At 66.8% G+C, this 20,919-nt stretch carries 22 protein-coding genes; 13 read left to right on the top strand and 9 right to left on the bottom strand.

The genetic code is table 11. The features are described from left to right. The first annotated feature begins 48 nt into the window (after nt 1–48). The 3 genes from MU856_RS15330 to MU856_RS15320 all read left to right on the top strand — a co-directional run bounded on the left by MU856_RS15330 (nt 49) and on the right by MU856_RS15320 (nt 2,557). Entirely contained in the window at nt 49–1,218 is a 1,170-nt protein-coding gene (locus MU856_RS15330) for an acetyl-CoA C-acetyltransferase (RefSeq protein ID WP_263587843.1), read from the top strand. A gap of 117 nt (nt 1,219–1,335) precedes the next feature. Next, nucleotides 1,336–2,118 carry an SDR family NAD(P)-dependent oxidoreductase gene (locus tag MU856_RS15325; protein ID WP_058812323.1) on the top strand — a complete coding sequence of 261 codons (783 nt, stop codon included), beginning with the start codon at nt 1,336–1,338 and terminating at the stop codon, nt 2,116–2,118. A 1-nt stretch (nt 2,119) separates the two neighbouring features. Beyond that, entirely contained in the window at nt 2,120–2,557 is a 438-nt protein-coding gene (locus MU856_RS15320; protein ID WP_062901552.1) for an acyl-CoA thioesterase, read from the top strand. A 74-nt stretch (nt 2,558–2,631) separates the two neighbouring features. On the opposite strand, the gene gmk is transcribed toward MU856_RS15320, so the two are convergent. Further along, the gene (gene gmk / locus MU856_RS15315) at nt 2,632–3,294 is read right to left on the bottom strand and encodes a guanylate kinase (protein ID WP_062901553.1); all 663 of its coding nucleotides are present in this window, start codon (nt 3,292–3,294) and stop codon (nt 2,632–2,634) included. Nucleotides 3,295–3,355: 61 nt separating this feature from the next. Between gmk and MU856_RS15310 the strand changes: the two genes are divergently transcribed. Further along, complete coding sequence (locus MU856_RS15310; RefSeq protein ID WP_186401594.1) at nt 3,356–3,910, top strand: DUF2585 domain-containing protein; 555 nt, start codon at nt 3,356–3,358, stop codon at nt 3,908–3,910. 24 nt (nt 3,911–3,934) lie between these two features. Here MU856_RS15310 and MU856_RS15305 read toward each other — a convergent pair whose 3' ends face one another. From MU856_RS15305 to MU856_RS15290, 4 genes are read right to left on the bottom strand one after another with little or no spacing between them, the layout of a single operon-like run. Then, nucleotides 3,935–4,297 carry a hypothetical protein gene (locus tag MU856_RS15305; protein ID WP_254535719.1) on the bottom strand — a complete coding sequence of 121 codons (363 nt, stop codon included), beginning with the start codon at nt 4,295–4,297 and terminating at the stop codon, nt 3,935–3,937. A 22-nt stretch (nt 4,298–4,319) separates the two neighbouring features. Continuing rightward, complete coding sequence (gene fumC, locus MU856_RS15300; RefSeq protein ID WP_062901556.1) at nt 4,320–5,735, bottom strand: class II fumarate hydratase; 1,416 nt, start codon at nt 5,733–5,735, stop codon at nt 4,320–4,322. Continuing rightward, the gene (locus MU856_RS15295) at nt 5,732–6,043 is read right to left on the bottom strand and encodes a hypothetical protein (RefSeq protein ID WP_062901557.1); all 312 of its coding nucleotides are present in this window, start codon (nt 6,041–6,043) and stop codon (nt 5,732–5,734) included. Before MU856_RS15295 ends, fumC begins: the two co-directional genes overlap by 4 nt. Before the next feature lies 1 nt (nt 6,044). Beyond that, nucleotides 6,045–6,527 carry an SspB family protein gene (locus MU856_RS15290; protein WP_062901558.1) on the bottom strand — a complete coding sequence of 161 codons (483 nt, stop codon included), beginning with the start codon at nt 6,525–6,527 and terminating at the stop codon, nt 6,045–6,047. 97 nt (nt 6,528–6,624) lie between these two features. Between MU856_RS15290 and hisB the strand changes: the two genes are divergently transcribed. Genes hisB through MU856_RS15265 form a run of 5 tightly spaced genes read left to right on the top strand, consistent with a single transcriptional unit; the run spans nt 6,625 to nt 10,444 of the window. Further along, complete coding sequence (gene hisB, locus MU856_RS15285) at nt 6,625–7,212, top strand: imidazoleglycerol-phosphate dehydratase HisB (RefSeq protein ID WP_003041798.1); 588 nt, start codon at nt 6,625–6,627, stop codon at nt 7,210–7,212. Between the two features lie 9 nt (nt 7,213–7,221). Beyond that, the gene (hisH, locus tag MU856_RS15280; protein WP_062901559.1) at nt 7,222–7,830 is read left to right on the top strand and encodes an imidazole glycerol phosphate synthase subunit HisH; all 609 of its coding nucleotides are present in this window, start codon (nt 7,222–7,224) and stop codon (nt 7,828–7,830) included. After that, nucleotides 7,818–8,552: a 1-(5-phosphoribosyl)-5-[(5-phosphoribosylamino)methylideneamino]imidazole-4-carboxamide isomerase gene (hisA, locus tag MU856_RS15275; protein ID WP_263587842.1), complete on the top strand. Its 735-nt coding sequence runs from the start codon at nt 7,818–7,820 to the stop codon at nt 8,550–8,552. The genes hisH and hisA overlap by 13 nt, the downstream gene beginning before the upstream one ends. After that, on the top strand, nt 8,549–9,313 hold the full coding sequence (hisF, locus tag MU856_RS15270) for an imidazole glycerol phosphate synthase subunit HisF (protein ID WP_263587841.1): 765 nt from the start codon (nt 8,549–8,551) through the stop codon (nt 9,311–9,313). Before hisA ends, hisF begins: the two co-directional genes overlap by 4 nt. Nucleotides 9,314–9,361: 48 nt before the next feature. After that, nucleotides 9,362–10,444 carry a calcium:proton antiporter gene (locus MU856_RS15265; protein WP_062901561.1) on the top strand — a complete coding sequence of 361 codons (1,083 nt, stop codon included), beginning with the start codon at nt 9,362–9,364 and terminating at the stop codon, nt 10,442–10,444. A 45-nt stretch (nt 10,445–10,489) separates the two neighbouring features. On the opposite strand, the gene MU856_RS15260 is transcribed toward MU856_RS15265, so the two are convergent. After that, nucleotides 10,490–11,626 carry a beta-ketoacyl-ACP synthase III gene (locus MU856_RS15260; protein WP_186401599.1) on the bottom strand — a complete coding sequence of 379 codons (1,137 nt, stop codon included), beginning with the start codon at nt 11,624–11,626 and terminating at the stop codon, nt 10,490–10,492. A 195-nt stretch (nt 11,627–11,821) separates the two neighbouring features. On the opposite strand from MU856_RS15260, the gene MU856_RS15255 reads away from it, so the two are divergent. Continuing rightward, nucleotides 11,822–12,373 carry a hypothetical protein gene (locus tag MU856_RS15255; protein ID WP_062901563.1) on the top strand — a complete coding sequence of 184 codons (552 nt, stop codon included), beginning with the start codon at nt 11,822–11,824 and terminating at the stop codon, nt 12,371–12,373. A gap of 10 nt (nt 12,374–12,383) precedes the next feature. Here MU856_RS15255 and MU856_RS15250 read toward each other — a convergent pair whose 3' ends face one another. Genes MU856_RS15250 through MU856_RS15240 form a run of 3 tightly spaced genes read right to left on the bottom strand, consistent with a single transcriptional unit; the run spans nt 12,384 to nt 17,825 of the window. Further along, the gene (locus MU856_RS15250) at nt 12,384–13,607 is read right to left on the bottom strand and encodes a TolC family protein (RefSeq protein WP_062901564.1); all 1,224 of its coding nucleotides are present in this window, start codon (nt 13,605–13,607) and stop codon (nt 12,384–12,386) included. Beyond that, the gene (locus MU856_RS15245) at nt 13,604–16,714 is read right to left on the bottom strand and encodes an efflux RND transporter permease subunit (RefSeq protein WP_263587840.1); all 3,111 of its coding nucleotides are present in this window, start codon (nt 16,712–16,714) and stop codon (nt 13,604–13,606) included. Before MU856_RS15245 ends, MU856_RS15250 begins: the two co-directional genes overlap by 4 nt. A 1-nt stretch (nt 16,715) precedes the next feature. Further along, nucleotides 16,716–17,825, bottom strand: a complete 1,110-nt coding sequence (locus MU856_RS15240) for an efflux RND transporter periplasmic adaptor subunit (protein ID WP_062901566.1) — start codon at nt 17,823–17,825, stop codon at nt 16,716–16,718. Between the two features lie 127 nt (nt 17,826–17,952). Between MU856_RS15240 and MU856_RS15235 the strand changes: the two genes are divergently transcribed. From MU856_RS15235 to MU856_RS15225, 3 genes are all read left to right on the top strand, one after another. Next, the gene (locus MU856_RS15235; protein ID WP_062903088.1) at nt 17,953–18,609 is read left to right on the top strand and encodes a response regulator transcription factor; all 657 of its coding nucleotides are present in this window, start codon (nt 17,953–17,955) and stop codon (nt 18,607–18,609) included. Beyond that, nucleotides 18,606–19,955, top strand: a complete 1,350-nt coding sequence (locus MU856_RS15230) for a sensor histidine kinase (RefSeq protein WP_263587839.1) — start codon at nt 18,606–18,608, stop codon at nt 19,953–19,955. Before MU856_RS15235 ends, MU856_RS15230 begins: the two co-directional genes overlap by 4 nt. A gap of 167 nt (nt 19,956–20,122) precedes the next feature. Further along, on the top strand, nt 20,123–20,917 hold the full coding sequence (locus tag MU856_RS15225) for a TlpA disulfide reductase family protein (protein ID WP_062901568.1): 795 nt from the start codon (nt 20,123–20,125) through the stop codon (nt 20,915–20,917). The last annotated feature ends 2 nt before the right edge of the window (nt 20,918–20,919 follow it).

Raw genomic sequence — 20,919 nt, 5'->3', positions numbered from 1 at the left:
GTCGCCCCCGCCTTCGCAGGGGCGGCGACAATCGGAAAGGAACTCTCCATGGCCACAGCCTATATCGTAGATGCCGTCCGCACCGCCGGCGGTCGCCGCGGCGGCAAGCTCGCCGGTGTTCACCCTGTCGACCTCGGCGCCGCGGTCTATGACGCGATCGCCGACCGCAACGACTTCGACACGTCGAAGATCGACGATGTCATCACCGGTTGCGTCAGCCAGGGCGGCGAGCAGACGATGGACCTCGGCCGCAATGCCGTGCTCGCCTCGAAGCTTCCCGATTCGATCCCCGCGGTGACGATCGACCGGCAGTGCGGATCGTCGCAGCAGGCGATGATGTTCGCCGCGCAGGCGGTGATGTCGGGCACGCAGGATATCGTCCTCTCCAGCGGCATCGAAAGCATGACGCGCGTACCGATGGGCAGCGTCGCGACGCTGTTCATGAAGGAAGGGCTCGGCAATTATAAGTCGCCGCGGCTCGAGGAAAAATATCCCGGCATCATGTTCAGCCAGTTCATGGGTGCCGAGATGATCGTCAAGAAGCACGGTTTCACCAAGGACGACCTCGATGCCTTCGCGCTCGAAAGCCATCGCCGCGCCCGCGTCGCGACCGAGGCGGGGCTGTTCGGCAATGAAATCGTCGGGATCGAGGTGGAGACGCCCGAAGGGCCGCAGCGCCACACGGTCGACGAGGGGATCCGCTTCGACGCGACGCTCGAAAGCATTGCCGGGGTGAAGATCCTGCAGGAAGGCGGCACCATCACCGCGGCGACCAGCTCGCAGATCTGCGACGGCGCGTCGGCCGCGCTGATCGTGTCGGAACAGGCGCTCAAGGATCATGGGCTGACCCCGCGCGCGCGCATCCACCATATTTCGGTGACCGCGGGCGACCCCATCATCATGCTCGAAGAGCCGCTGTTCGCGACCGAAAAGGCGCTCAAGAAGGCGGGTCTGCGGATCGAGGACATTGACGCCTATGAAGTGAACGAGGCGTTCGCGCCGGTGCCGCTCGCCTGGCTCAAATATCTTGGCGCGGACCATGCGCGGCTCAACCAGCATGGCGGCGCGATCGCGCTCGGCCACCCGCTTGGCGCCTCGGGAACCAAGCTGATGGCGACGCTGCTCGGCGTGCTCGACGCCACCGGCGGCAAATATGGTCTTCAGACGATGTGCGAAGGCGGCGGCCAGGCCAATGTCACCATCGTCGAGCGGCTCTAACGATCTTGTGCTCCGGCGGAAGCCGGAGCCCAGGGCGGCCTGACGCGGAAGTCAGTTGTTCACGCTCTGGGTTCCGGCTTTCGCCGGAACACGCATTTTTCAGGGAAAGGACATGACATGAAACTCGATTCCACCGTATCCGCCGTCGTCACCGGCGGCGCTTCGGGCCTTGGTGCCGCCACCGCGCGCGCACTTGCCGCGAAGGGCGTCAAGGTCGCGATCTTCGATTTGCAGGCCGAAAAGGGCGAGGCGCTTGCTGCCGAACTCGGCGGCGTTTTCTGCGAATGCAATGTCACCGACGATGCGTCGGTCGACGCCGCCTTCGAAAAGGCGCGCGCCGCGATCGGTCAGGAGCGTATCCTTGTGAACTGCGCCGGCACCGGCAATGCGATCAAGACCGCCAGCCGGTCGAAAGAAGACGGCAGCATCAAGCATTTCCCGCTCGATGCCTTCAACTGGATCATCCAGATCAACCTAGTCGGCACCTTCCGCTGCATCGCCAAGTCGGCGGCGGGCATGATGACGCTCGACCCGATGGAAGATGGCGAACGCGGCGCGATCGTCAACACCGCGAGCGTCGCGGCCGAGGACGGCCAGATCGGTCAGGCAGCCTATTCGGCGTCGAAGGGCGGCGTCGTCGGCATGACCCTGCCGATCGCGCGCGACCTTGCGGCGGAAAGCATCCGCGTCAACACGATCCTGCCGGGCATCTTCGACACCCCGCTGCTCGGCGCGGCGCCGCAGAATGTCCGCGATGCGCTCGCGGCCTCGGTCCTCAATCCGAAGCGCCTCGGCAACCCGGCCGAATATGCGGGTCTCGCGCTGACCATGATCGAAAACGGCTATTTCAACGGCGAGGACGTGCGCCTCGACGGCGGCATCCGCATGGGTCCGCGCTGATATGCCGAAGCCGGAAAGCTGGCGGCTCGATGCCGCCAGCTACCCTGTCCACCTCGATCTGCAGACGCGGTTCCAGGACATGGACATCAACGGTCACCTCAACAATGTGGCCTTCGCGGCACTGTTTGAAAGCGGCCGCGTGCTACTGAACCGCGAAATCCGTCCTTGGGAGGAGCGCCCGGCGAACGAGCGCACGATGGTCGCCGCGGTCGAGATCAACTATCTGGGTGAGGGAAATTTTCCCGACCCGGTCGAAATTGCGACCGGCATCGGCCGCCTCGGCACGTCGAGCTGGACGATCGTGCAGGCGATGTTCCAGAACGGTCGCTGCATCGCGACCTGTGATACGGTCGTGGTGTGCCGCACCGACGGCGCCGCCAAGCCGCTGCGCGCCGAAATGGTAAGGGAACTGGAAGCGAAGCTGGCGCGGCCGGGTTGAGCTTTCGTCATTGCGAGGAACCAACGGCGACGTGGTAATCTCCCGGCTTTCGCCGGGGTGGCAATGACGGCGCTCTAAAGCGTCGGGTCCGCCTCGGGCACCGAGCGGATCAGATCGCGGGCGAACCCGATCAGGCCGATCTGGCGGCGGCGCTTCAGCCGCTCGGCGCGCAGGATCGCCTTCACTTCCTCGAAGCAGCCTTCGATATCGTCGTTGATCAGCACATAGTCATAGCCGTCCCAGTGACTGATCTCGTTCGCCGCGCGTGCCATCCGCGCCGCGATCACTTCGTCGCTGTCGGTGTTGCGCGCGCGCAGCCGGCGTTCGAGCTCCTCCATCGTCGGCGGCAGGATGAACACCCGCACCACATCGGGGCCCGCTTCCTGATAGAGTTGCTGCGCGCCCTGCCAGTCGATATCGAACAGCACGTCCTTGCCGGCTGCGAGCAGTTGCTCGACGCGGTCGCGAGGGGTGCCGTAGCGATGGCCGAAGACATGCGCCCATTCGAGAAACTCGCCATCAGCGGCCATCTGCTTGAACGTGTCGACGTCGACGAAATGATAATCGACCCCATCCTGCTCGCCGGGACGCATCGGCCGCGTGGTGGCAGAGATTGACAGCGCAATGTCGCGGTCGCCCGCGAGCATCTTTTTGGAGATGGTGGTCTTGCCTGCACCCGAGGGCGAGGAGAGGACGAACAGGACGCCGCGGCGGTTGAGGTGGACGCTTTCAGCCATGGGCGCTAATTGCCCGAGCGAGGGCGGCGGTCAAGCGGGAAGGAATGCGGGGATGCGGGGAATGTCGCGCACGGGCTGGCTGGTCGCGGCGGGGCTGCTCGGCCTGCTGGCCGCGATACTTATCGCGATGGGGCGCCCGCCGATCTGCCCCTGCGGCACGATCAGCCTTTGGCACGGCACCGTCCAGTCAAACCAGAACAGCCAGCAGATTTCGGACTGGTACAGCTTCAGCCATATCATCCACGGCTTCATCTTTTACGGTCTGTCGCGCTGGCTGATGCCGCGCGCGCCGCTGTGGGCCGCGCTCGCCGTAGCGATCGGGATCGAAGGCGCATGGGAGATATTGGAAAATTCGTCGGTTATCATCGACCGCTACCGCGAGGTCACCATGGCCTATGGCTATGCGGGCGATTCGGTACTCAATTCGGTCAGCGACGCCGGTTTCATGATCTTGGGATTTCTGGCCGCCAGCCGGATGCGCTGGTGGACGACCGTCACGCTCGCGCTCGCCTTCGAACTCTTCACCCTGTGGGCGATCCGCGACAATCTGACGCTCAACATACTCATGCTGGTCACACCGATCGAGGCGGTGAAGGAGTGGCAGGCGGGCGGATAGCGCTCGCTGCTCGGTGCACGCTGCTCAGTGGGTGGCGGGGCGCGGCGCCTTTTCGTCCACCGGAATCGCAGGCGGCAGGGCGTCGCCCAGATCCTGGCCGTCGGTGTGGACGATCCCCGCATAGGGATCGACGACGCCCTCCTGCGCGAGCGCGCTGTCGGCGCGATGCGCGGCCTCGGCGGCATGCCGCGCTTCGGCGCGGTCGGCCCATTTCTTGGTAAGATAGGCCGCCGCAGCGGTCGCGGCGAGCGCCGCATAGCGCTGCGGGAACATCCGCCGCGCGACGAACAGCGTCCCGGCGCCGATCACGGCGCCCGCCATCGTATGATTGCCTTTCCTGCGGCCGATCGCGCTCCCGATCACGCCGCCGATGATCCGTCCCATCATCTTCATATCCTTCCTCCCCCTATCAATCCCCGGCAGGCGATTCGGGTTCCGGGCCGAGCATGTGCCGCGGGTTGACGACGCGGTCGAAGGTCGCAGCGTCGACATAGCCGAGGTCGAGCGCCGCCGCGCGCAAGGTCGATCCCGTCTCATGCGCATGTTTGGCGATCTTCGCGGCCTTGTCATAGCCGATTTCGGGCGCCAGCGCCGTCACCAGCATCAGCGATCGGTCGACCAGTTCGGCAATGCGCGCGCGATTGGGCTCGATTCCCTCGACGCAGCGCACCGCAAAGCCTTCCATCCCCGTCGCGAGCAGATCGATCGAGCGCATCACATTGGCGCCGATCAGCGGCTTGAACACGTTTAGTTCAAGATGCCCCTGCATCCCGCCGACGGTTACCGCCTGATGATTGCCGATCACCTGCGCCGCCACCATCGTCAGCATTTCGCACTGGGTCGGATTGACCTTGCCCGGCATGATCGAGCTGCCGGGTTCGTTCGCTGGCAGGTCGATCTCGCCCAGGCCGGCGCGCGGCCCCGATCCCAGCAGGCGTATGTCGTTGGCGATCTTGGTCAGCGCGACTGCGAGCGTGTTGAGCCGGCCCGACAGATCAACCAGCACGTCGTGGCTCGCCAGCGCCTCGAACTTGTTGGGTGCGCTCTTGAAGCCAAGGCCGGTGATCGCCGCCAGTTCGGCCGCGATATCCTCGGCAAAACCCGCCGGGGCATTGAGCCCGGTGCCGACCGCGGTCCCGCCCTGCGCAAGCCGGGTGATGGCATGGTCGACCATCGGTTCGGTGCGCGTCCGGCACAGGCGGAGCTGCGCATAATAGCCCGAAAACTCCTGGCCCAGCGTCAGTGGAGTGGCGTCCTGCAAATGGGTGCGGCCGATCTTGACGATATCGTCCCACGCCTTCGCCTTCACAAGCAGCGCGTCCATCAAACGGTCGAGCGCGGGCATCAGCCGGTGCGTCATCGCCAGTGTCGCGGCGACATGCATCGCGGTCGGGAAGCTGTCGTTCGACGATTGGCTGCGGTTGACGTCGTCATTGGGATGCACGGGCGATTTGCCGCCGCGCTGGCCCGATAGCATCTCATTGGCGCGCCCGGCGATCACCTCGTTGACATTCATGTTCGACTGGGTGCCGCTGCCGGTCTGCCAGATGACGAGCGGGAACTGGTCGTCATGCTTCCCGTCGGCGACCTCGCGCGCCGCCGCTTCGATCGCGTCGGCCTTTTCGGCGGACAGGCCGTGCCGACGGTTCACCCGCGCCGCCGCCTGCTTGACCAGCGCGAGCGCATGAACGATCTCGATCGGCATCCGCTCGCGCGCGCCGAAAGGGAAATTCTCGATCGAACGCTGCGTCTGCGCGCCCCAATAGGCGTTCGCCGGGACCGCGATCTCGCCGATGCTGTCGCTCTCGATCCGCGTGCCGCTCATCCTATCAATATCCTCGTCACGGCCACCGCGCCGGCCCAGATCAGCGCGACCATGCCCAGAAACTGCCAATAGCCGCCTTCGCCAATCCGTCGCCGGAACCAGGCTGCGGCTGCCCAGACGATCAGCAGCGCCGGGGTCAGGATCAGCAGGCTGAAGCGCAGCAGCCCGTCGACGATCGCATCGCCGACGCCGCTTTCGAACCGGGCATAGCCCTCGACACCCCACCAGAAGGCGGCGGTCAACACCAGCATCCCTGCGAGTGCCCAATATTGCCAGAAGCGGCTGGGGGGCCAGTTGGGGCCCGCCATCCTATCGTTTCTTGCCGAAATCCACCGTCACGACATTCGATCCGTCCTCGACCGCAACATCGGGGCGGTCATTATCGGCTTCGTCATGCGGCTCGGGCTGCTCCAGCTCGTCTTCGCTGACCTGGAACTGCAGGCCGAAATCGACCGACGGATCGACGAAGGCGGTGATCGCGGCATAGGGGATCACCAGCGTCGAGGGCGTCTGGTTGAACGACAGGCCGACGCTGAAAAGATCCTCTTCGACCTTCAGGTCCCAGAAGCGGTTCTGGAGGACGATCGTCATTTCGTCGGGGAATTTGGCAACCAGATGCGCGGGGATCGATACACCCGGCGCCTGCGTCTTGAAGGTGATGTAGAAATGATGCTCGCCGGGCAGATGGTCCGATCCCTCGACTTGCGAGAGCACGCGGCCGACCACGGCGCGCAGCGCGTCCTGCACGATTTCGTCATAGGGAATCAGGCTGTCGCGAACGTCATCACTCATGGCGGTGGGGGATGAACGGACGACGGGCGCGGGTCAAGGGGGGTCTGTGGGGCAGAGTCGCCTTGCAACGCGAAAATTAGGCTCTAAGGGGCATGCCATGCGAACCGCCACCGTCCAGCGCACGACCAAGGAAACGGATATCGCGATCGCCGTCAACCTCGACGGTACCGGCGACTATTCGGTGTCCACCGGAATCGGTTTCCTCGACCATATGGTCGAACAATTGTCGCGCCATTCGCTGATCGACATTTCGATGACCGTGAAGGGCGATCTGCACATCGACCAGCATCATACGGTCGAGGACTCGGCGCTCGCGCTCGGCGAAGCCGTGGCGAAGGCGCTCGGCGACAAGCGCGGTATCGCCCGCTACGGCGAAGCCCATGCGCCGATGGATGAAACGCTGACTCGCTGCATCCTCGATATTTCGGGGCGCCCGCACTGCGTTTGGAAATCGGCCTTCTCGCAGCCGCGGCTCGGCGAGATGGATACCGAGCTGTTTCCGCACTGGTTTCACAGCTTTGCCCAGACCGCCGGGATCACGCTCCACATCGAAACGCTTTATGGCGAGAACAACCACCATATCGCGGAGAGCATGTACAAGGCGCTGGCCCGCGCGCTGCGTGCAGCCGTGGAGATCGATCCGCGCAAGGGCGACGCGATTCCGTCGACCAAGGGTGTCCTTTAGGGGCCGTCCATGAGCGCCATTGCCCTGATCGACTATGGCGCGGGCAATCTTCGCTCGGTGCATAATGCGCTCGTCGCGGCGGGCGCGGACGATGTTGCCGTCACCGCCGATCCCGATGTCGTGGGACAAGCCGACCGCATCGTGCTGCCGGGTGTGGGGGCCTTTGCCGCGTGCATGAACGGATTGGCGGCAATTCCCGGGCTGATCGAGGCGCTGGAGCAGCGCGTTCGCGGCGAGGGCGCGCCCTTCCTCGGCATCTGCGTCGGAATGCAATTGCTCGCCGACGCGGGTGAGGAGCATGGGCGGCACGAAGGGCTCGGCTGGATCGGCGGAACGGTGCGCGCCTTCACGCCGGCGCCGGGACTGCGCATCCCGCACATGGGCTGGAACGATGTCGTGCCAAGTTTCGCGCATCCGGTGCTGGCTGCGGGCGAGGCCTATTATCTGCACGGCTATCATTTCGCCGACGCGGCGCATGTCGCGGCGACGAGCAGTCACGGCGGCCCTTTCACCGCCGCGGTGGCGAAGGACAATATCGTCGGCGTGCAGTTTCACCCCGAAAAGAGCCAGGCCTATGGCCTCGCGACCCTCGAAAGATTCCTCGCATGGCGCCCCTGATCATCTTCCCCGCGATCGACCTCAAGGGCGGGCAGGTGGTGCGGCTCGCCGAAGGCGATATGGCGCGCGCAACCGTCTATGGCGACGATCCGGCGGCGCAGGCGCGGCTGTTCGCGGACGCGGGCGCCAGCCATTTGCACGTCGTCGATCTCGACGGCGCCTTCGCCGGTGAAAGCGTCAACGGCGCGGCGGTCGAAAGCATCGTCGCGGCCTTTCCGGGCAGGGTGCAGGTCGGCGGCGGTATCCGCGATCGCGCGGGCGTCGATCGCTGGCTCGCGCTCGGGGTAGAGCGCGTCATCATTGGCACCGCGGCGCTCAAAGACCCCGATTTCGTCAAATCGGCCGCGCGCGATTTGCCGGGCCGGATCATCGTCGGCGTCGATGCGCGCGATGGCATGGTTGCGACCGAAGGCTGGGCCGACGTCTCCGACGTGCGCGTCGAGGATCTGGCGCGGCGCTTCGAAGATGCCGGCGTTGCTGCGCTGCTGTTCACCGACGTCGGGCGCGACGGGCTGCTCAAGGGCTGCAACGTCGCCGCGACCGTGGCGCTGGCGCGCGCGGTCGCCATCCCGGTGATCGCGAGCGGCGGCGTTGCGGATATTGGCGACATCCATGCGCTGCGCCCGCGCGTCGCCGACGGGATCGAAGGCGTGATTACCGGCCGCGCGCTCTATGACGGCCGCCTCGACCTCGCCGAAGCGATCCCGGCGGGGCGGGCATGACCGTCCGCGTCCGCGTGATCCCATGCCTCGACGTCGCTGATGGGCGCGTCGTGAAGGGCGTCAATTTCGTCGACCTGCGCGACGCCGGCGATCCGGTCGAAGCCGCGCGCGCCTATGACGCGGCGGGCGCCGACGAGCTTTGCTTCCTCGACATTTCCGCGAGCCACCAAGGGCGCGGCACGCTGCTCGACATGGTCACACGCACCGCCGAAGTCTGCTTCATGCCGCTCACCGTCGGCGGCGGCGTGCGCAGCGCCGACGATGCGCGCGCGCTGCTCCTCGCGGGCGCCGACAAGGTCGCGGTGAACAGCGCCGCGGTGGCGCGCCCCGAACTTGTCGCCGACATCGCCGACCGTTTCGGCAGCCAGTGCGCGGTCGGCAGCATCGACGCGCGCCGCGTCGCAGAGGGGCGGTGGGAAATCTTCACCCATGGCGGACGCACCCCGACCGGGGTCGATGCGCTTGCCCATGCGGTGCGCCTTGCCGAACTGGGCGCGGGCGAATTGCTCGTCACCAGCATGGACCGCGACGGGACCAAGGACGGCTATGACCTCGCGCTCACCCGCGCGATTGCCGATGCGGTGTCGGTGCCGGTGATCGCATCGGGCGGTGTCGGCAATCTCGACCATCTGGTCGCCGGCGTGATCGAAGGCGGCGCGAGCGCGGTGCTCGCGGCCAGCATCTTCCATTTCGGCGAAGCGACGATCGCCGAGGCGCATGCGCGGCTCGCCGCCGCAGGGCTGCCGGTGCGCGCGCATTGATGTCCTGAAGGACTGGCGCTGAGGCCAAGCGGCTGCAATAGAAAGCCGATGACAGCCAAGCTCCGCCTCGCCGACCGTATCAACGACCTGCTTCCGATCCTCGGTTTCGGTACCGCGATCGCCAGCCTGGCGATACCGCTCAATCCCTTTTTGGTCGGGGTTATCCTCGCCGGGTCGGTGATCGCCGCGGTCCATCATGCCGAAGTCGTCGCGCACCGCGTCGGCGAACCCTTCGGGACGCTGATCCTCGCGCTGGCGGTGACGGTGATCGAGGTGGGGCTGATCCTGACACTGATGCAGGCCGAGCCCGAAAAGGCGGCGACGCTAGCGCGCGACACGGTGTTCGCGGCGGTAATGGTGATCATCAACCTGCTGATGGGGCTTTGTCTGCTCAGCGGCGCGATCCGCCATCATGAACAACGGTTCCAGCGCACCGGAATGGGCGCTGCGCTGGCGACGCTCACCGTGTTGACGGTGGTGACGCTGGTGCTCCCCAATTTCACCTCGAGCGCGCCGGGGCCGCGCTATTCGGCGACGCAACTCGGCTTCGTCGCGGTGGTGTCGCTCATCCTCTATGCAACCTTCGCGCTCGTCCAGACCGTGCGCCACCGCCATTATTTCCTGCCCGATGGCGAAGCGCAGGACGAACCCGACGCCCACGCCGCCCCGCCATCGGCGCAGCGGATGTGGCTGTCGCTCGCCCTGCTCGTCGCGTGCCTGTTCGGGGTCGTGCTGCTGGCGAAAGCGCTGTCTCCGGTGATCGGCGCGCTGCTCGCCGAAGCGGGCGCGCCGCCGGCGGTGCTCGGCGTTCTGATCGCGGCGCTGATCCTCGCCCCCGAAGGACTGGCAGCAGTACGCGCGGCAAAGGCCGATCGGCTGCAAACCAGCCTCAACCTTGCGCTCGGATCGGCGCTGGCGACGATTGGACTGACCATCCCGGCGGTCGCGATCCTGTCGATCGCCACCGACATGCCGATCAGCCTGGGCCTCGATGCCAAATCGACGGTGCTGTTGTTCCTGTCGCTGATCGTCGCGTCACAGACGCTGGCGAACGGGCGAACGACCGTGCTGCAGGGCACGATCCACCTGATGCTGTTCGCAATCTATCTGTTCACGACCTTCGTGCCGTAAGCGGTTCCGTCGCCCCCGCCTTCGCGGAGGTGACGATTTTGGCGGTCACGTCTTGCGAATGAACACCGTACCCGCCGAATAACCGGCGCCGAACGAACAGATCAGCCCGGTATCGCCGGCCTGCATATCTTCGTGGTTCAGGTGATAGGCGATGATCGACCCGGCGCTTGAGGTATTGCCATAGGTGTCGAGCACCGTCGGGCTTTCGTCGGCGCTTGCCTCATGCCCCAGCACCTTGTGCGCGATCAGGCGGTTCATATTGGTGTTCGCCTGATGCAGCCACAGACGGCGCATGTCGGCGCCTTGCAGGCCGAGTTTCTCCATTTCCTCGACGATCATGGCGGCAACCATCGGCACCACTTCCTTGAACACCTTGCGGCCTTCCTGGACGAACAGTTTGTCGGTCTTCGGTCCCGACTGGTCGATGGCGCCGTGGGCGCGGTTCAGAAAGCCGAAATTGTTGCGGATATTGTTGGAGAAAACGGTCTTCAGCCGCGTACCCAATATGTCCCAATGCCCCGCCGGCGCGATGGCCTTGTCCTCGACGAGAATCGCGGTGGCGACGTCGCCGAAGATGAAATGGCTGTCGCGGTCGCGCCAATTGAGGTGCCCCGAACAGATTTCAGGGTTCACGACCAGCACGCTCCTTGCATGCCCCGCACGAATATAGTCGGCCGCGGTCTGGATGCCAAAGGTCGCCGAGGAGCAGGCGACATTCATGTCGAAGGCAAAGCCGTCGATGCCCAAAGCCTGCTGAATCTCGATCGCCATTGCGGGATAGGCGCGCTGCATGTTCGACGCCGCGCACAGCACCGCATCGACGTCGGCGGCATCGCGGCCGGCGCGCGCCAGCGCGTCCTTTGCGGCCGCCACGCCGATCTCGGCGAGGATCGACAGCTCGTCATTGGTCCGCTCGGCAAGCCGCGGTGCCATATGCTCGGGGTCCAGGATGCCCGCCTTGTCGACGACGTAGCGCGATCCGATGCCGCTCGCCTTTTCGATGAAATCGACGCTCGATTCAGCGAGTTCGTCGATCTCGCCCGCTGCGATCGCCGCGGCATTTTCCCTATTGTGCAGCGCAACATACCGGTTAAAACTGGCGACAAGTTCTTCGTTGGTGATGCGTTCGGCGGGGGTGAAGAGGCCGGTGGCGGAAATGACCGGCTGCGGTGCGTGCGACATTGTTGTCCCTGCGTGTCTTATGGTCTGATGACACGCTGATTAGGCCCGGTCGCGGCGCGGCGCAACGCCCCACAAGCGAAGCTGAACGCGCGCCGACGTCATGGTTAACCGGCCACTAACCATTTCAGTGGCAGACTGTTCGATGCAAGCCTCCGGGGGGACGGCTCCCCGGGGTGCGCAAGCGGGAGCATGACCATGGCGACGCGTTCGGGACCGGCATCCGGCGATTTGTCCCTCGCCGAAATCAAGGAATTTGCGGGCTTCGCTGCAGGGACGCAGCGCTATATTCGCCGCTCGCTCGATATCGGGCTCGAGCGTGACGATGCAATCGAACGCTGGTCGCGCGACATGGTCGAAGAAGCGGCAATCCGCGTTCAAGCCCGCGTCTATCAGCGGCTATGCGACATTCGCACCCATATTCCGGAGGACAGCGGACTCGACGCGCTCGAAGGCTTCATGGCGCCGCTCGTCGCGGTATCGGCCTTCGATCTGGGGCAGGATCGCCTGCCCACCTTCGCCGCCTATCGCTTTCTCTATGAACGTCTGCTCGGCGCGCACGCGCGCCCATGGCTGCCCGGCGCCTTCTGCGCCGCGGCATCGCTGCCGCACCTGCACCCAGACAAGCGCAAGCTGCTGCTCCAGTCGATCAGCGAAGCCGCCGCCACCGCGCCCGGCTGGTCGGCGCGCGAACCGAGTTTCTATCCCGAATGGGTCGAAAAGATCGACGTGACGAAGCCGGCGAATTGAACGGCGCGGCCTATTCGCTGATCCACAGATTATGGCTGTCGATGCGCAGCCGGGTGATGTCGCGCAGCGCTTCGGTGCGGGCGATCGTTTCGGCCCGGAACGACGCGTGCGTCTGGCGCTCTCCGAGCAGGACGTCGGCGAGATCGATCGCATCCAGATCCTGCCCGCGGCGAAGCTTGGCGAGCGCCGCCATCTGCGCCGCGCGCGCCTGATCGGCGCGCTGCCACGCCGAATAAGCCGCGGCAGCGCGCGCGAGGTCGCCGTCGGCCATTTCCTGCACATCGAAGCGGACAGCGCTGAGCTGCGCCGCCGCGGCCTGCGCCTCGGACGCCGCGCGCGCCGCCATGGCGCCGCGGTGATTGCCGCCGATCGGGATCGTTACGGTCAGACCCGCGCCCCGTTCGGCGCCGCTGCGTTCGCTGAACAGCCGGAGGCCGACGGTGGGATCGGGAATCCGGTCCTGCCGCCCGCGTTCGGCGAGTGCACCAAAGCGCCGCGCCTCGGCATCGGCGGCAGCGATTTCGTGGCTGCGTTCGATGACCTGATCGCGCATCTGCGACGCCCCGGCTGAATCGAAGGTCGGCGTGGCGAGCGTCGGTGCCTCGGCGGGCAGGGCGATACCCGGAAATTGTGCGGCAAGCCGGGCCCGTGCCAGATCGGCGCGCCCCGCCGATTGGGCCGCGAGCAGGCGCGCCTCCGCCAGCGCGGCTTCGGCCTGATCGGCCTCAAGCTGCGGGGCGTCGCGCAGATCGACCCGTCGGCGCACGATCCGGACCAGCGTTGCATAATTTTCGACGCCCTGCGCATCGACGACGGCCTCGGCGTTGGCACCGACCCAGTCCCACCACAGCGCGTTGAGCAACAACGCGGCCTGATGCCGAGCATCTTCGAAATGATTGGTGGCGGCCTCGACGCCCAGCGCGCCGGCCTTGCGGTCCAGCCGCGCCTTGCCCGGCATACGAACCGGACGCGCGAGGATCGCGTCATATTCGTTGAAGCGCCCCTCGCGGTCGATGCTGCGGCTGACATAGCTGCCGGTGACGCTGAACTCATAGGGTCCGGCTTCGAGCGCGCGCTTCTCTGCCGCCGCGACATCGACACGGGCTCTCGCCGCAATGACCGAGGGGTGGGCGTCGAGCGCCTCGCGCACCACGGCTTCGGGCAACAGTCCCGGCTCGGCGGCGGCAGGCGACGTCAGGGCCAGACTGGCGGCAAGGAACAGAAGGCGGGTCATGCAGGGGCTCCGGCAGGATGATCCTGATCGCCCGCGCCGCGCTCGGCAGCGCTTTCGCCGAAGCGCTCGTACAGGATGGGCAGCAGGATGAGTGTGAGCAGCGTCGCCGTCACCAGTCCGCCGATGACGACGATGGCAAGTGGGCGCTGGATTTCCGACCCCGGACCGGACGCGAAGAGCAGCGGGACGAGGCCGAAGGCGGCGATGCTCGCGGTCATCAGCACCGGGCGCAGACGCCGCGCGGCGCCCTCGCGCACCGCCTGGTGCAGCGGGACGCCGCGTTCGCGCAGCTGACGGAAATAGCTGACCATGACGAGCCCGTTGAGCACCGCGATGCCGAGCAGCGCGATGAAGCCGACCGAGGCGGGAACCGACAGATATTCGCCCGATAGTGCGAGCGCGATCATCCCGCCCACCGCCGCAAAGGGTATGTTGACGAGGATCAGCGCCGCCGCGCGCAGCGAGCGCAGCGTCAGATAAAGAACGACGAAGATCATCAGCACCGCGATCGGCAGCACGATCATCAGGCGTGCGGCCGCCCGCTGCTGATTCTCGAACTGGCCGCCCCAGACGATACGATAGCCGGGCGGCAGTTTCACATGCTTGCCGATATCCGCCTTAGCCTCCTCGACGTAGCCGACAAGGTCGCGGCCGCTGACGAAGGCCTGCACGAGCGCGAAGCGAGATCCATTTTCATGTTCGAGCTTCACCGGCCCCGCGACCTGTGCGATCGCCGCGACATCGCTGGTGCGAAGAAGAGTCCCGGCGGGGGTGCGATAGAGACGGTCGGTGTAGCTTTGCGCGTCCATGCCGTCGCCGCCTTCGCCGCGAATAACCACGGGAATCCGGCGCGCGCCTTCGGCGATCGTGCCGGCGCGGACGCCCTCGACATCGGCGCGCATCATGTCCTGCAGCATGTCGACGGGCATTCCCGCCCGCCCTGCGGCCATACGATCGATGTCGATCTGCAGATAATCGACGCTGTCGTTGGCGACCGTCATCGCCTCGCTCGTCCCGCGGATCGTTTCGAGCCGGCCCTGGATCGCGCCCGCGAGCCGCGCCAGTTCCTTAAGGTCGGGGCCGAACAATTTGATCGCCAGATCGCCGCGCGCACCGGTGAGCATTTCGGAAACGCGCATCTCGATCGGCTGGGTGAAGCTGGGATCGATCCCCGGAAAATCGGCGAGCACGGCCCGAATCCGGTCGTTGAGCCAATCCTTGTCGGCAACGCGCCATTCGGACCGCGGCTTCAGCTTAAGAAAGCTGTCGGTTTCATTGGGGCTCATCGGGTCGAGGCCGAGCTCGTCGCTGCCGACGCGCGCGATCACACTGGTAACTTCGGGCACCTGTTCGAGGATTGCGCGCTGCACCTTCATGTCGCCCGCGGCGCTATGCTCGATATTGATGCTTGGCAGCTTGGTGAGCTGAACGATCGTCGACCCCTCGTCCATCGTCGGCAGAAAGGTCTTGCCCGTCACCGTATAAGCGACCCCGGCGAGCAGCAGGCCGATCGCGGAAATCCCGGCGACGGTCCGGCGGTGGGCAAAGGCCCATTCGAGCGCCCGCGCGTGACGCGGCGCCAGGAAACGCATCAGGCGCGGTTCGCGGTGGCCGTCCTGCTGCTTCAGGATGAAATAGGCGAGCACCGGCACCAGCGTCAGCGACAGGACCAGCGCCGAAAGCAGCGCGAGCACGATGGTCAGCGCGACGGGCGCGAACAGCTTGCCCTCCAGCCCCTCGAGCGTGAGCAGCGGCAGGAACACGAGCGCGATGATGAGGAGCCCCGAGGCGACCGGCATCGCGACTTCGGACGCGGCGACGAACACAGCATGCAACTTGCCCATCCGGCGATGCCTGGGATCGGACAAGCGCTCGACGACATTTTCGACGACGACAACGGCGCCGTCGACCAATATGCCGACCGCGATGGCAAGCCCGCCGAGGCTCATCAGATTGGCGGTGAGTCCGATCGCCCGCATGAAGATGAAGGTCAGCAGCGCCGCCATCGGCAGAGCGAGTGCGACGATGACCGACGCGCGGACATCGCCCAGAAACAGGAGTAGCAGGATGACGACGAGGATCGTCGCTTCGATCAGCGCCTTCTCGACCGTCCCGACCGCGCGTTCGATGAGGTCGGACCGGTCGTAGAAGACGTCGACGCGCATCCCGCGCGGCAGGCTGGGCTGGATTTCCGCGAGCCGCGCCTTGACTCCGTCGACGACCTTCGACGCGTCGGCGCCGCGCAGCGCGATGACCAGCCCCTCGACCGCCTCGCCCTTGCCGTCCTTCGTGACGGCGCCATAGCGCGTCAGATGCCCGGCGCGCACCGCCGCGACGTCGCCGACGCGCACGATACCGCCATCCCGCGAGCGCACCACGACCGAGGCGAGATCGTCGAGCGTGCGGATAGCGCCGACCGAGCGCACGATCAGCGCTTCGTCGCCGATCTTGAGCCGACCGGCTCCGTCGTTGCGATTGCTCGCCTCGATCGCCGCGCGCAGATCTTCGACGCTCAGCCCCGCCGCCGCCAGCGCGCCATTGTCCGGGCGCACCTCGAAGGTTTCGGCGAAGCCGCCGAGCGCGTTGACATCGGCAACGCCGGGAACGGTGCGCAGCGCCGGGCGGATGATCCAGTCGAGTACCCGCCGCTTTTCGGTCAGATCCTGTGGCCCTTCGAGCGTGAACATATACATGTCGGACAGCGGGGTAGTGATCGGCGCCATCCCGCCCGCGACCGTCGCCGGCAGGTCGCCCGCGACATTCGACAGCCGCTCGGCGACCTGGCTGCGCGCCCAATAGATGTCGGTGCCGTCCTTGAAATCGATCGTGATGTCGGCGATCGCATATTTGGCTACCGAGCGCAGGTTCGCCTGATCGGGGATGCCCAGCATCTCCATCTCGATCGGCGTGATGACGCGGCTCTCGACCTCCTCGGGGGTCATTCCCGGCGCCTTCAGGATGATCTTGACCTGCGTCGAGCTGATGTCCGGAAAGGCATCGATTGGCAGATTGGCGAAGGACCAGGCCCCGATGCCGCCCAGCAGCAGCGCGGCACCGATGACGGCAAGACGCAGCGCGAGCGCCTTTTCGACGAGTTTGCCGAGCATCCTATTCGCCGCCCAGCACGGCCTTGAGTTCGGCGATTGCCGAGGTTGCGACGCGTTCGCCGGGCTTCAGTCCGGCGGTTATCGTCACGCTGGCGCCGACGCGGCTGGCGACGGTGACGGGGCGCAGCGCGAATCCGTCCGCCCCCTTCACGAAAACCGCATCCCTGTCGCCGACCCGTGTCAGCGCGGCGGAAGGGATGCTCGCACCGGCGACGGGCTGAACGCCGCCGAGGATCGCGACGACCGACTTGCCGCTGACCAGTGCGGGCGCGGCGTCGAGGCGCGCCTTTGCCGTCAGCGCGCGCGTCGTAGGGTCGATCGAGCCGCCGACCGCGATGACGCGGCCCGTGGCGGGCGCGGTGCCGGGCATTCGGACTTCGACGGGGGTGCCCGGATGAACGGCGCCCGCGAGCCGTTCGGGGATTTGCAGATCGAGCATCAGCCGCGCCGTGTTTTCGACGATGAACGGCGCGCTGAGGCCACCCACCGGACCGCCCGCCTGCACATTGACGGCTGCGATCCGGCCGCCGATCGGCGCGCGCAGCGTCATCATACCGCTGCCGTCGGCATTGGCCTGCGCGAGAATGCGGCGGTTTTCGGCGACATTGACCTCAGCCTCGCGCAGCGCGGCGCGCGCCTCGTCGGCGCGGGCGCCCGCGACAATGCCTTCCTTGGCGAGCTGGCCGGTGCGGCCCGCGGCGGCGCGTGCAACTTCCAGCTGCGCCTGCGCGCGCGCCAGCGCCGCGCCATATTGGACAGGCTCGGCGGCGCGGATGCTGGCGAGCGGCTGACCGCTCGTTACCGCCTCGCCCTCGACAACAAACAGCCGTACTGCGATCCCGTCGAATGGCGCGGTCACCGCGACCCGCGCATCGGGGGGCAGCGAGACGGTCGCAGGGACCGCGCCAAGCTCGGCACTGCTGGCGGCCGCCGCGACTGCGGTCGCGATGCCGAGCTTCTCGATCTGTCGGGCGGTCAGCTTGCCCGGCGCGATGGCCGTTTCGCCGCCGTCGGGCGCAGGCGGGGGCGCCTCCTTCGACCACCAGAGGGTTGCGGCACCCGCCGCAAGGGCGAGCGCGGTCGATGCGGTGATGAGGGCTTTCCTGTCCATGGCTGCCCTCTGCCAAGCGAGTCTGACGCCAGCCTGACATTTTGTCAGTGTCGCGTCAGGCAATTGCGCTAGGACCATCACACCGGGATGAAGACGATGAGATCATCCCCATAAGGACAAGATGCCGATGCGCGTATTGCTGGTCGAAGACGATCCCGAACTGCGCCGCCGCCTGACCGAGCGGCTGGTGGCGGCGGGGATTGCCGTCGACAGCGCCGCGTCGGCGGGCGACGCCCGCGACTGGCCCGACATCGACATGCTGGGCGCGGTGATCCTCGATCTGGGACTGCCCGACGGCGACGGGATCGATGTGCTGCGCTACTGGCGCGGCGCCGCGCGGACGGTGCCGATCCTGATCCTGACCGCGCGGGGCAACTGGCGTGAAAAGGTCGAGGGGCTGAACAGCGGCGCCGATGATTTCATCGTCAAGCCGGTGCGGTTCGAAGAGCTGCTGGCGCGGCTGCATGCGCTGTGGCGGCGTGGACGCGGGCGCGGCAGCAACGCGCTGACGGTCGGCCCGCTTTCGCTCGACCCCGTCGCGTCCACCGCGACGCTGCACGGCGAAGCGCTGACGCTCAGTCGCAAGGAGTTCGCGCTGCTGCACCTCTTCATGCGGCGTCCCGAACATATCCTGTCGCAAGCCGACATCCTCGATCAGCTTTACGCACTCGAAGCCGAGCGCGACCGCAACGCGGTGGAGGCGCATATCAGCCGGCTGCGCCGCAAGATCGGACGCGACGCTATTCGCACCGTGCGCGGCCTGGGATATCGGCTCGAATTGTGACCCGACTCTTTTCCAGCCTGCGCGCGCGCTTTCTGGCCGCCATCCTGATCTGGGTGGCGCTGGGCATCGGCGCGTTGTGGTTTTCGTCGGTGCGGCTGTTCAGCAGCCATGTCGAACAGCAATATCATGAAGAGCTGGAGGTTCATGTCCGCGAGCTCGCCGATCTGACCGTGCTCGATGCGGCGGGTAACCCCCGCCTGTCGCGGCCGCTGTCCGATCCGCGCTATGCGGTGCCGCTGTCCGGATTTTACTGGCAGATCGGGCGCCCCGGCTATCGCTCGCTGAAGTCGCCCTCTATGACGCGCGGCGCGCTCGACGAGGATGTCGCGCACAGCCCGGACATCCTGCACCGCATCGAAAACGGCCCAACGGGGCCCACGATCACCTATGGCTTCGAGCGCGCCGTGCCGGGCGGCGCCCCGCTGCATTTCGTCATCGCCACCGACGAGCGCCTGCTGCGCGCCGTAATCGCGAGCTTCACCCGCGAGCTCAGTCTGTGGCTCAGCCTGCTCGCGCTCGCGCTTCTGGCAAGCGGCCTTGCGATCATCACGTTCGGCTTCCGGCCGTTCAACCGGCTGGCCGCGCGGATCGCGGCGCTGCGCCGCGGGCAGGCCGATCACATCGAGGGGTTGTTTCCCGACGAAATCCGCCAGCTCGTCGATCCGTTGAACAGCTATCTGGCGCGCAACGCCGAGATCGTGGAACGCGGGCGTGTCGCCGCGGGCGCGCTGGCGCACTCGCTGCGCACCCCGCTCGCCGTCGTCACCGACGAGGCCGAACGGCTTCAACAGCGCGGCACCGAAAGCGCTGCGGCCGACGTCTTCCTGTCCGAAAGCGAGACGATGCAGCGCCAGATCGACTATCATCTGTCGCGCGTCCGGTCGGGCGGGTCGCATGCGGGGGTGGTCGGCGGCGTGCGGCTCGCCGCGATCCTGCCGCCGCTGATCGCCGCGATGGAACGCTGCCATCCGGGCAAGCGCTTCGCGGCGACCGCCGCGGCGCTCGATCCCGCTGCCCCTTCGCTTCCCATGGATGCCGAGGATCTGAGCGAGATATTGTCGAACCTGCTCGACAATGCCGGAAAATGGGCGCGATCGGGCATCACGATCGACTATCGTTTCGACGGCGCCGCGCGCCGCATTGCCATTGCCGACGACGGGCCGGGCGTTCCGCCCGATCAGCGCGATGCTATGTTCGGCATCGGCGCGCGCGGCGCCGGCCCCGGCGCCGGATCGGGCCTTGGCCTTGCCATCGCGCGCGATGTGGCGCGCGACTATGGGGGCGATGTAGCGCTCGATCGCGCCCCGTCGGGCGGCACGGTCGCTACGCTCCGCATCGGCGATTGACCCGGGAGCGACATGTAACGAACGACTGTCCTGCGGCCATCCCTTTTCTTTCGCCGCCGTTTCGCCGATCAGATTGCGCGGAGGGGGCGCTTCGGGAGCCAAAAGGAAATCGACTTGGATGTGACCAAATCGCCGCGACCATATCGCGCAGCCCGGCGGCCGCGCCGATGACGATTTCGCTCGGACCGCTCGCGCTTGCCGCCGACCGCCTGCTCGCGGTCGCGCTGATCTGGCTGTTTCTGGCGGGCGGCAGCCTGATCGCGGCGCGCGGCGATATGCGCGCGGCGACAGCGAGCTGGATCGCCGTCATCGTGGGGCTGCTCGTGGCGCGCGCCGCCTATGTGGTGCGCCACGCCGATGCCTATGCACCCGAACCCTGGTCGATCCTTGCGGTCTGGCAGGGTGGTTTCCTGCCCTGGGCCGGGATCGCTGCGGCGGGGATGGCGGTGGCCGTCTGGCTCCGCCGCTCGCGCTCGAGAGCGCTGTTGCTCGGCGTGCTCGCCGGGCTGGCGGCGGTTCATGCGGTCGCGGCGCCGGCGCTCGAACCCGCGCCGCGCCCGCTCGCGCGCGGGCTGATGCTCACCGACATGGAGGGGCGCGCGATCGCGCTCGATACGCTGCGCGGGAAGCCGATGGTCATCAACCTGTGGGCGACATGGTGCCCGCCGTGTCAGCGCGAACTGCCGATGCTCGCCGAGGTTGCGGCGACATCGCGCGTGCCCATCCTGCTGGTCAATCAGGGGCAGGACAGCGCGACCGTCGCCGCCTATCTGGCCGAGCGCAAGGTGACGGGCACGCACGTCTATCTCGACCATAGCGGGCGGACGGGCGATGCCGCGGGCGGGCTGGTGCTGCCGACGACCCTGTTCGTCGATGCCAAGGGCCGGATTGTCCGCCGTCACAGCGGCGAAATATCGCGCGCCGCACTCGCCGACGGGCTGGCGCTGATCGCGCGGCGCTAAGG

The sequence above is a fragment of the Sphingopyxis sp. GC21 genome (assembly GCF_025727575.1).
Taxonomy (GTDB): Bacteria; Pseudomonadota; Alphaproteobacteria; order Sphingomonadales; family Sphingomonadaceae; genus Sphingopyxis; species Sphingopyxis terrae_A.
Note: the sequence above shows the minus strand (reverse complement) of the source record. Positions and strands in the feature narration are given on the sequence as shown.

Excerpts from the sequence above, each read along its gene's own strand:
- MU856_RS15305 (WP_254535719.1), bottom strand. The coding sequence starts at position 4,297 with ATGATGGGACGGATCATCGGCGGCGTGATCGGGAGCGCGATCGGCCGC.
- MU856_RS15330 (WP_263587843.1), top strand. The coding sequence starts at position 49 with ATGGCCACAGCCTATATCGTAGATGCCGTCCGCACCGCCGGCGGTCGC.
- MU856_RS15320 (WP_062901552.1), top strand. The coding sequence starts at position 2,120 with ATGCCGAAGCCGGAAAGCTGGCGGCTCGATGCCGCCAGCTACCCTGTC.
- MU856_RS15325 (WP_058812323.1), top strand. The coding sequence starts at position 1,336 with ATGAAACTCGATTCCACCGTATCCGCCGTCGTCACCGGCGGCGCTTCG.
- hisF (WP_263587841.1), top strand. The coding sequence starts at position 8,549 with ATGACCGTCCGCGTCCGCGTGATCCCATGCCTCGACGTCGCTGATGGG.
- MU856_RS15265 (WP_062901561.1), top strand. The coding sequence starts at position 9,362 with ATGACAGCCAAGCTCCGCCTCGCCGACCGTATCAACGACCTGCTTCCG.
- MU856_RS15250 (WP_062901564.1), bottom strand. The coding sequence starts at position 13,607 with ATGACCCGCCTTCTGTTCCTTGCCGCCAGTCTGGCCCTGACGTCGCCT.
- MU856_RS15290 (WP_062901558.1), bottom strand. The coding sequence starts at position 6,527 with ATGAGTGATGACGTTCGCGACAGCCTGATTCCCTATGACGAAATCGTG.
- fumC (WP_062901556.1), bottom strand. The coding sequence starts at position 5,735 with ATGAGCGGCACGCGGATCGAGAGCGACAGCATCGGCGAGATCGCGGTC.
- hisB (WP_003041798.1), top strand. The coding sequence starts at position 6,625 with ATGCGAACCGCCACCGTCCAGCGCACGACCAAGGAAACGGATATCGCG.
- MU856_RS15260 (WP_186401599.1), bottom strand. The coding sequence starts at position 11,626 with ATGTCGCACGCACCGCAGCCGGTCATTTCCGCCACCGGCCTCTTCACC.
- hisH (WP_062901559.1), top strand. The coding sequence starts at position 7,222 with ATGAGCGCCATTGCCCTGATCGACTATGGCGCGGGCAATCTTCGCTCG.
- hisA (WP_263587842.1), top strand. The coding sequence starts at position 7,818 with ATGGCGCCCCTGATCATCTTCCCCGCGATCGACCTCAAGGGCGGGCAG.
- MU856_RS15235 (WP_062903088.1), top strand. The coding sequence starts at position 17,953 with ATGCGCGTATTGCTGGTCGAAGACGATCCCGAACTGCGCCGCCGCCTG.
- MU856_RS15295 (WP_062901557.1), bottom strand. The coding sequence starts at position 6,043 with ATGGCGGGCCCCAACTGGCCCCCCAGCCGCTTCTGGCAATATTGGGCA.
- MU856_RS15245 (WP_263587840.1), bottom strand. The coding sequence starts at position 16,714 with ATGCTCGGCAAACTCGTCGAAAAGGCGCTCGCGCTGCGTCTTGCCGTC.
- MU856_RS15225 (WP_062901568.1), top strand. The coding sequence starts at position 20,123 with ATGACGATTTCGCTCGGACCGCTCGCGCTTGCCGCCGACCGCCTGCTC.
- MU856_RS15240 (WP_062901566.1), bottom strand. The coding sequence starts at position 17,825 with ATGGACAGGAAAGCCCTCATCACCGCATCGACCGCGCTCGCCCTTGCG.
- gmk (WP_062901553.1), bottom strand. The coding sequence starts at position 3,294 with ATGGCTGAAAGCGTCCACCTCAACCGCCGCGGCGTCCTGTTCGTCCTC.
- MU856_RS15310 (WP_186401594.1), top strand. The coding sequence starts at position 3,356 with ATGTCGCGCACGGGCTGGCTGGTCGCGGCGGGGCTGCTCGGCCTGCTG.
- MU856_RS15255 (WP_062901563.1), top strand. The coding sequence starts at position 11,822 with ATGGCGACGCGTTCGGGACCGGCATCCGGCGATTTGTCCCTCGCCGAA.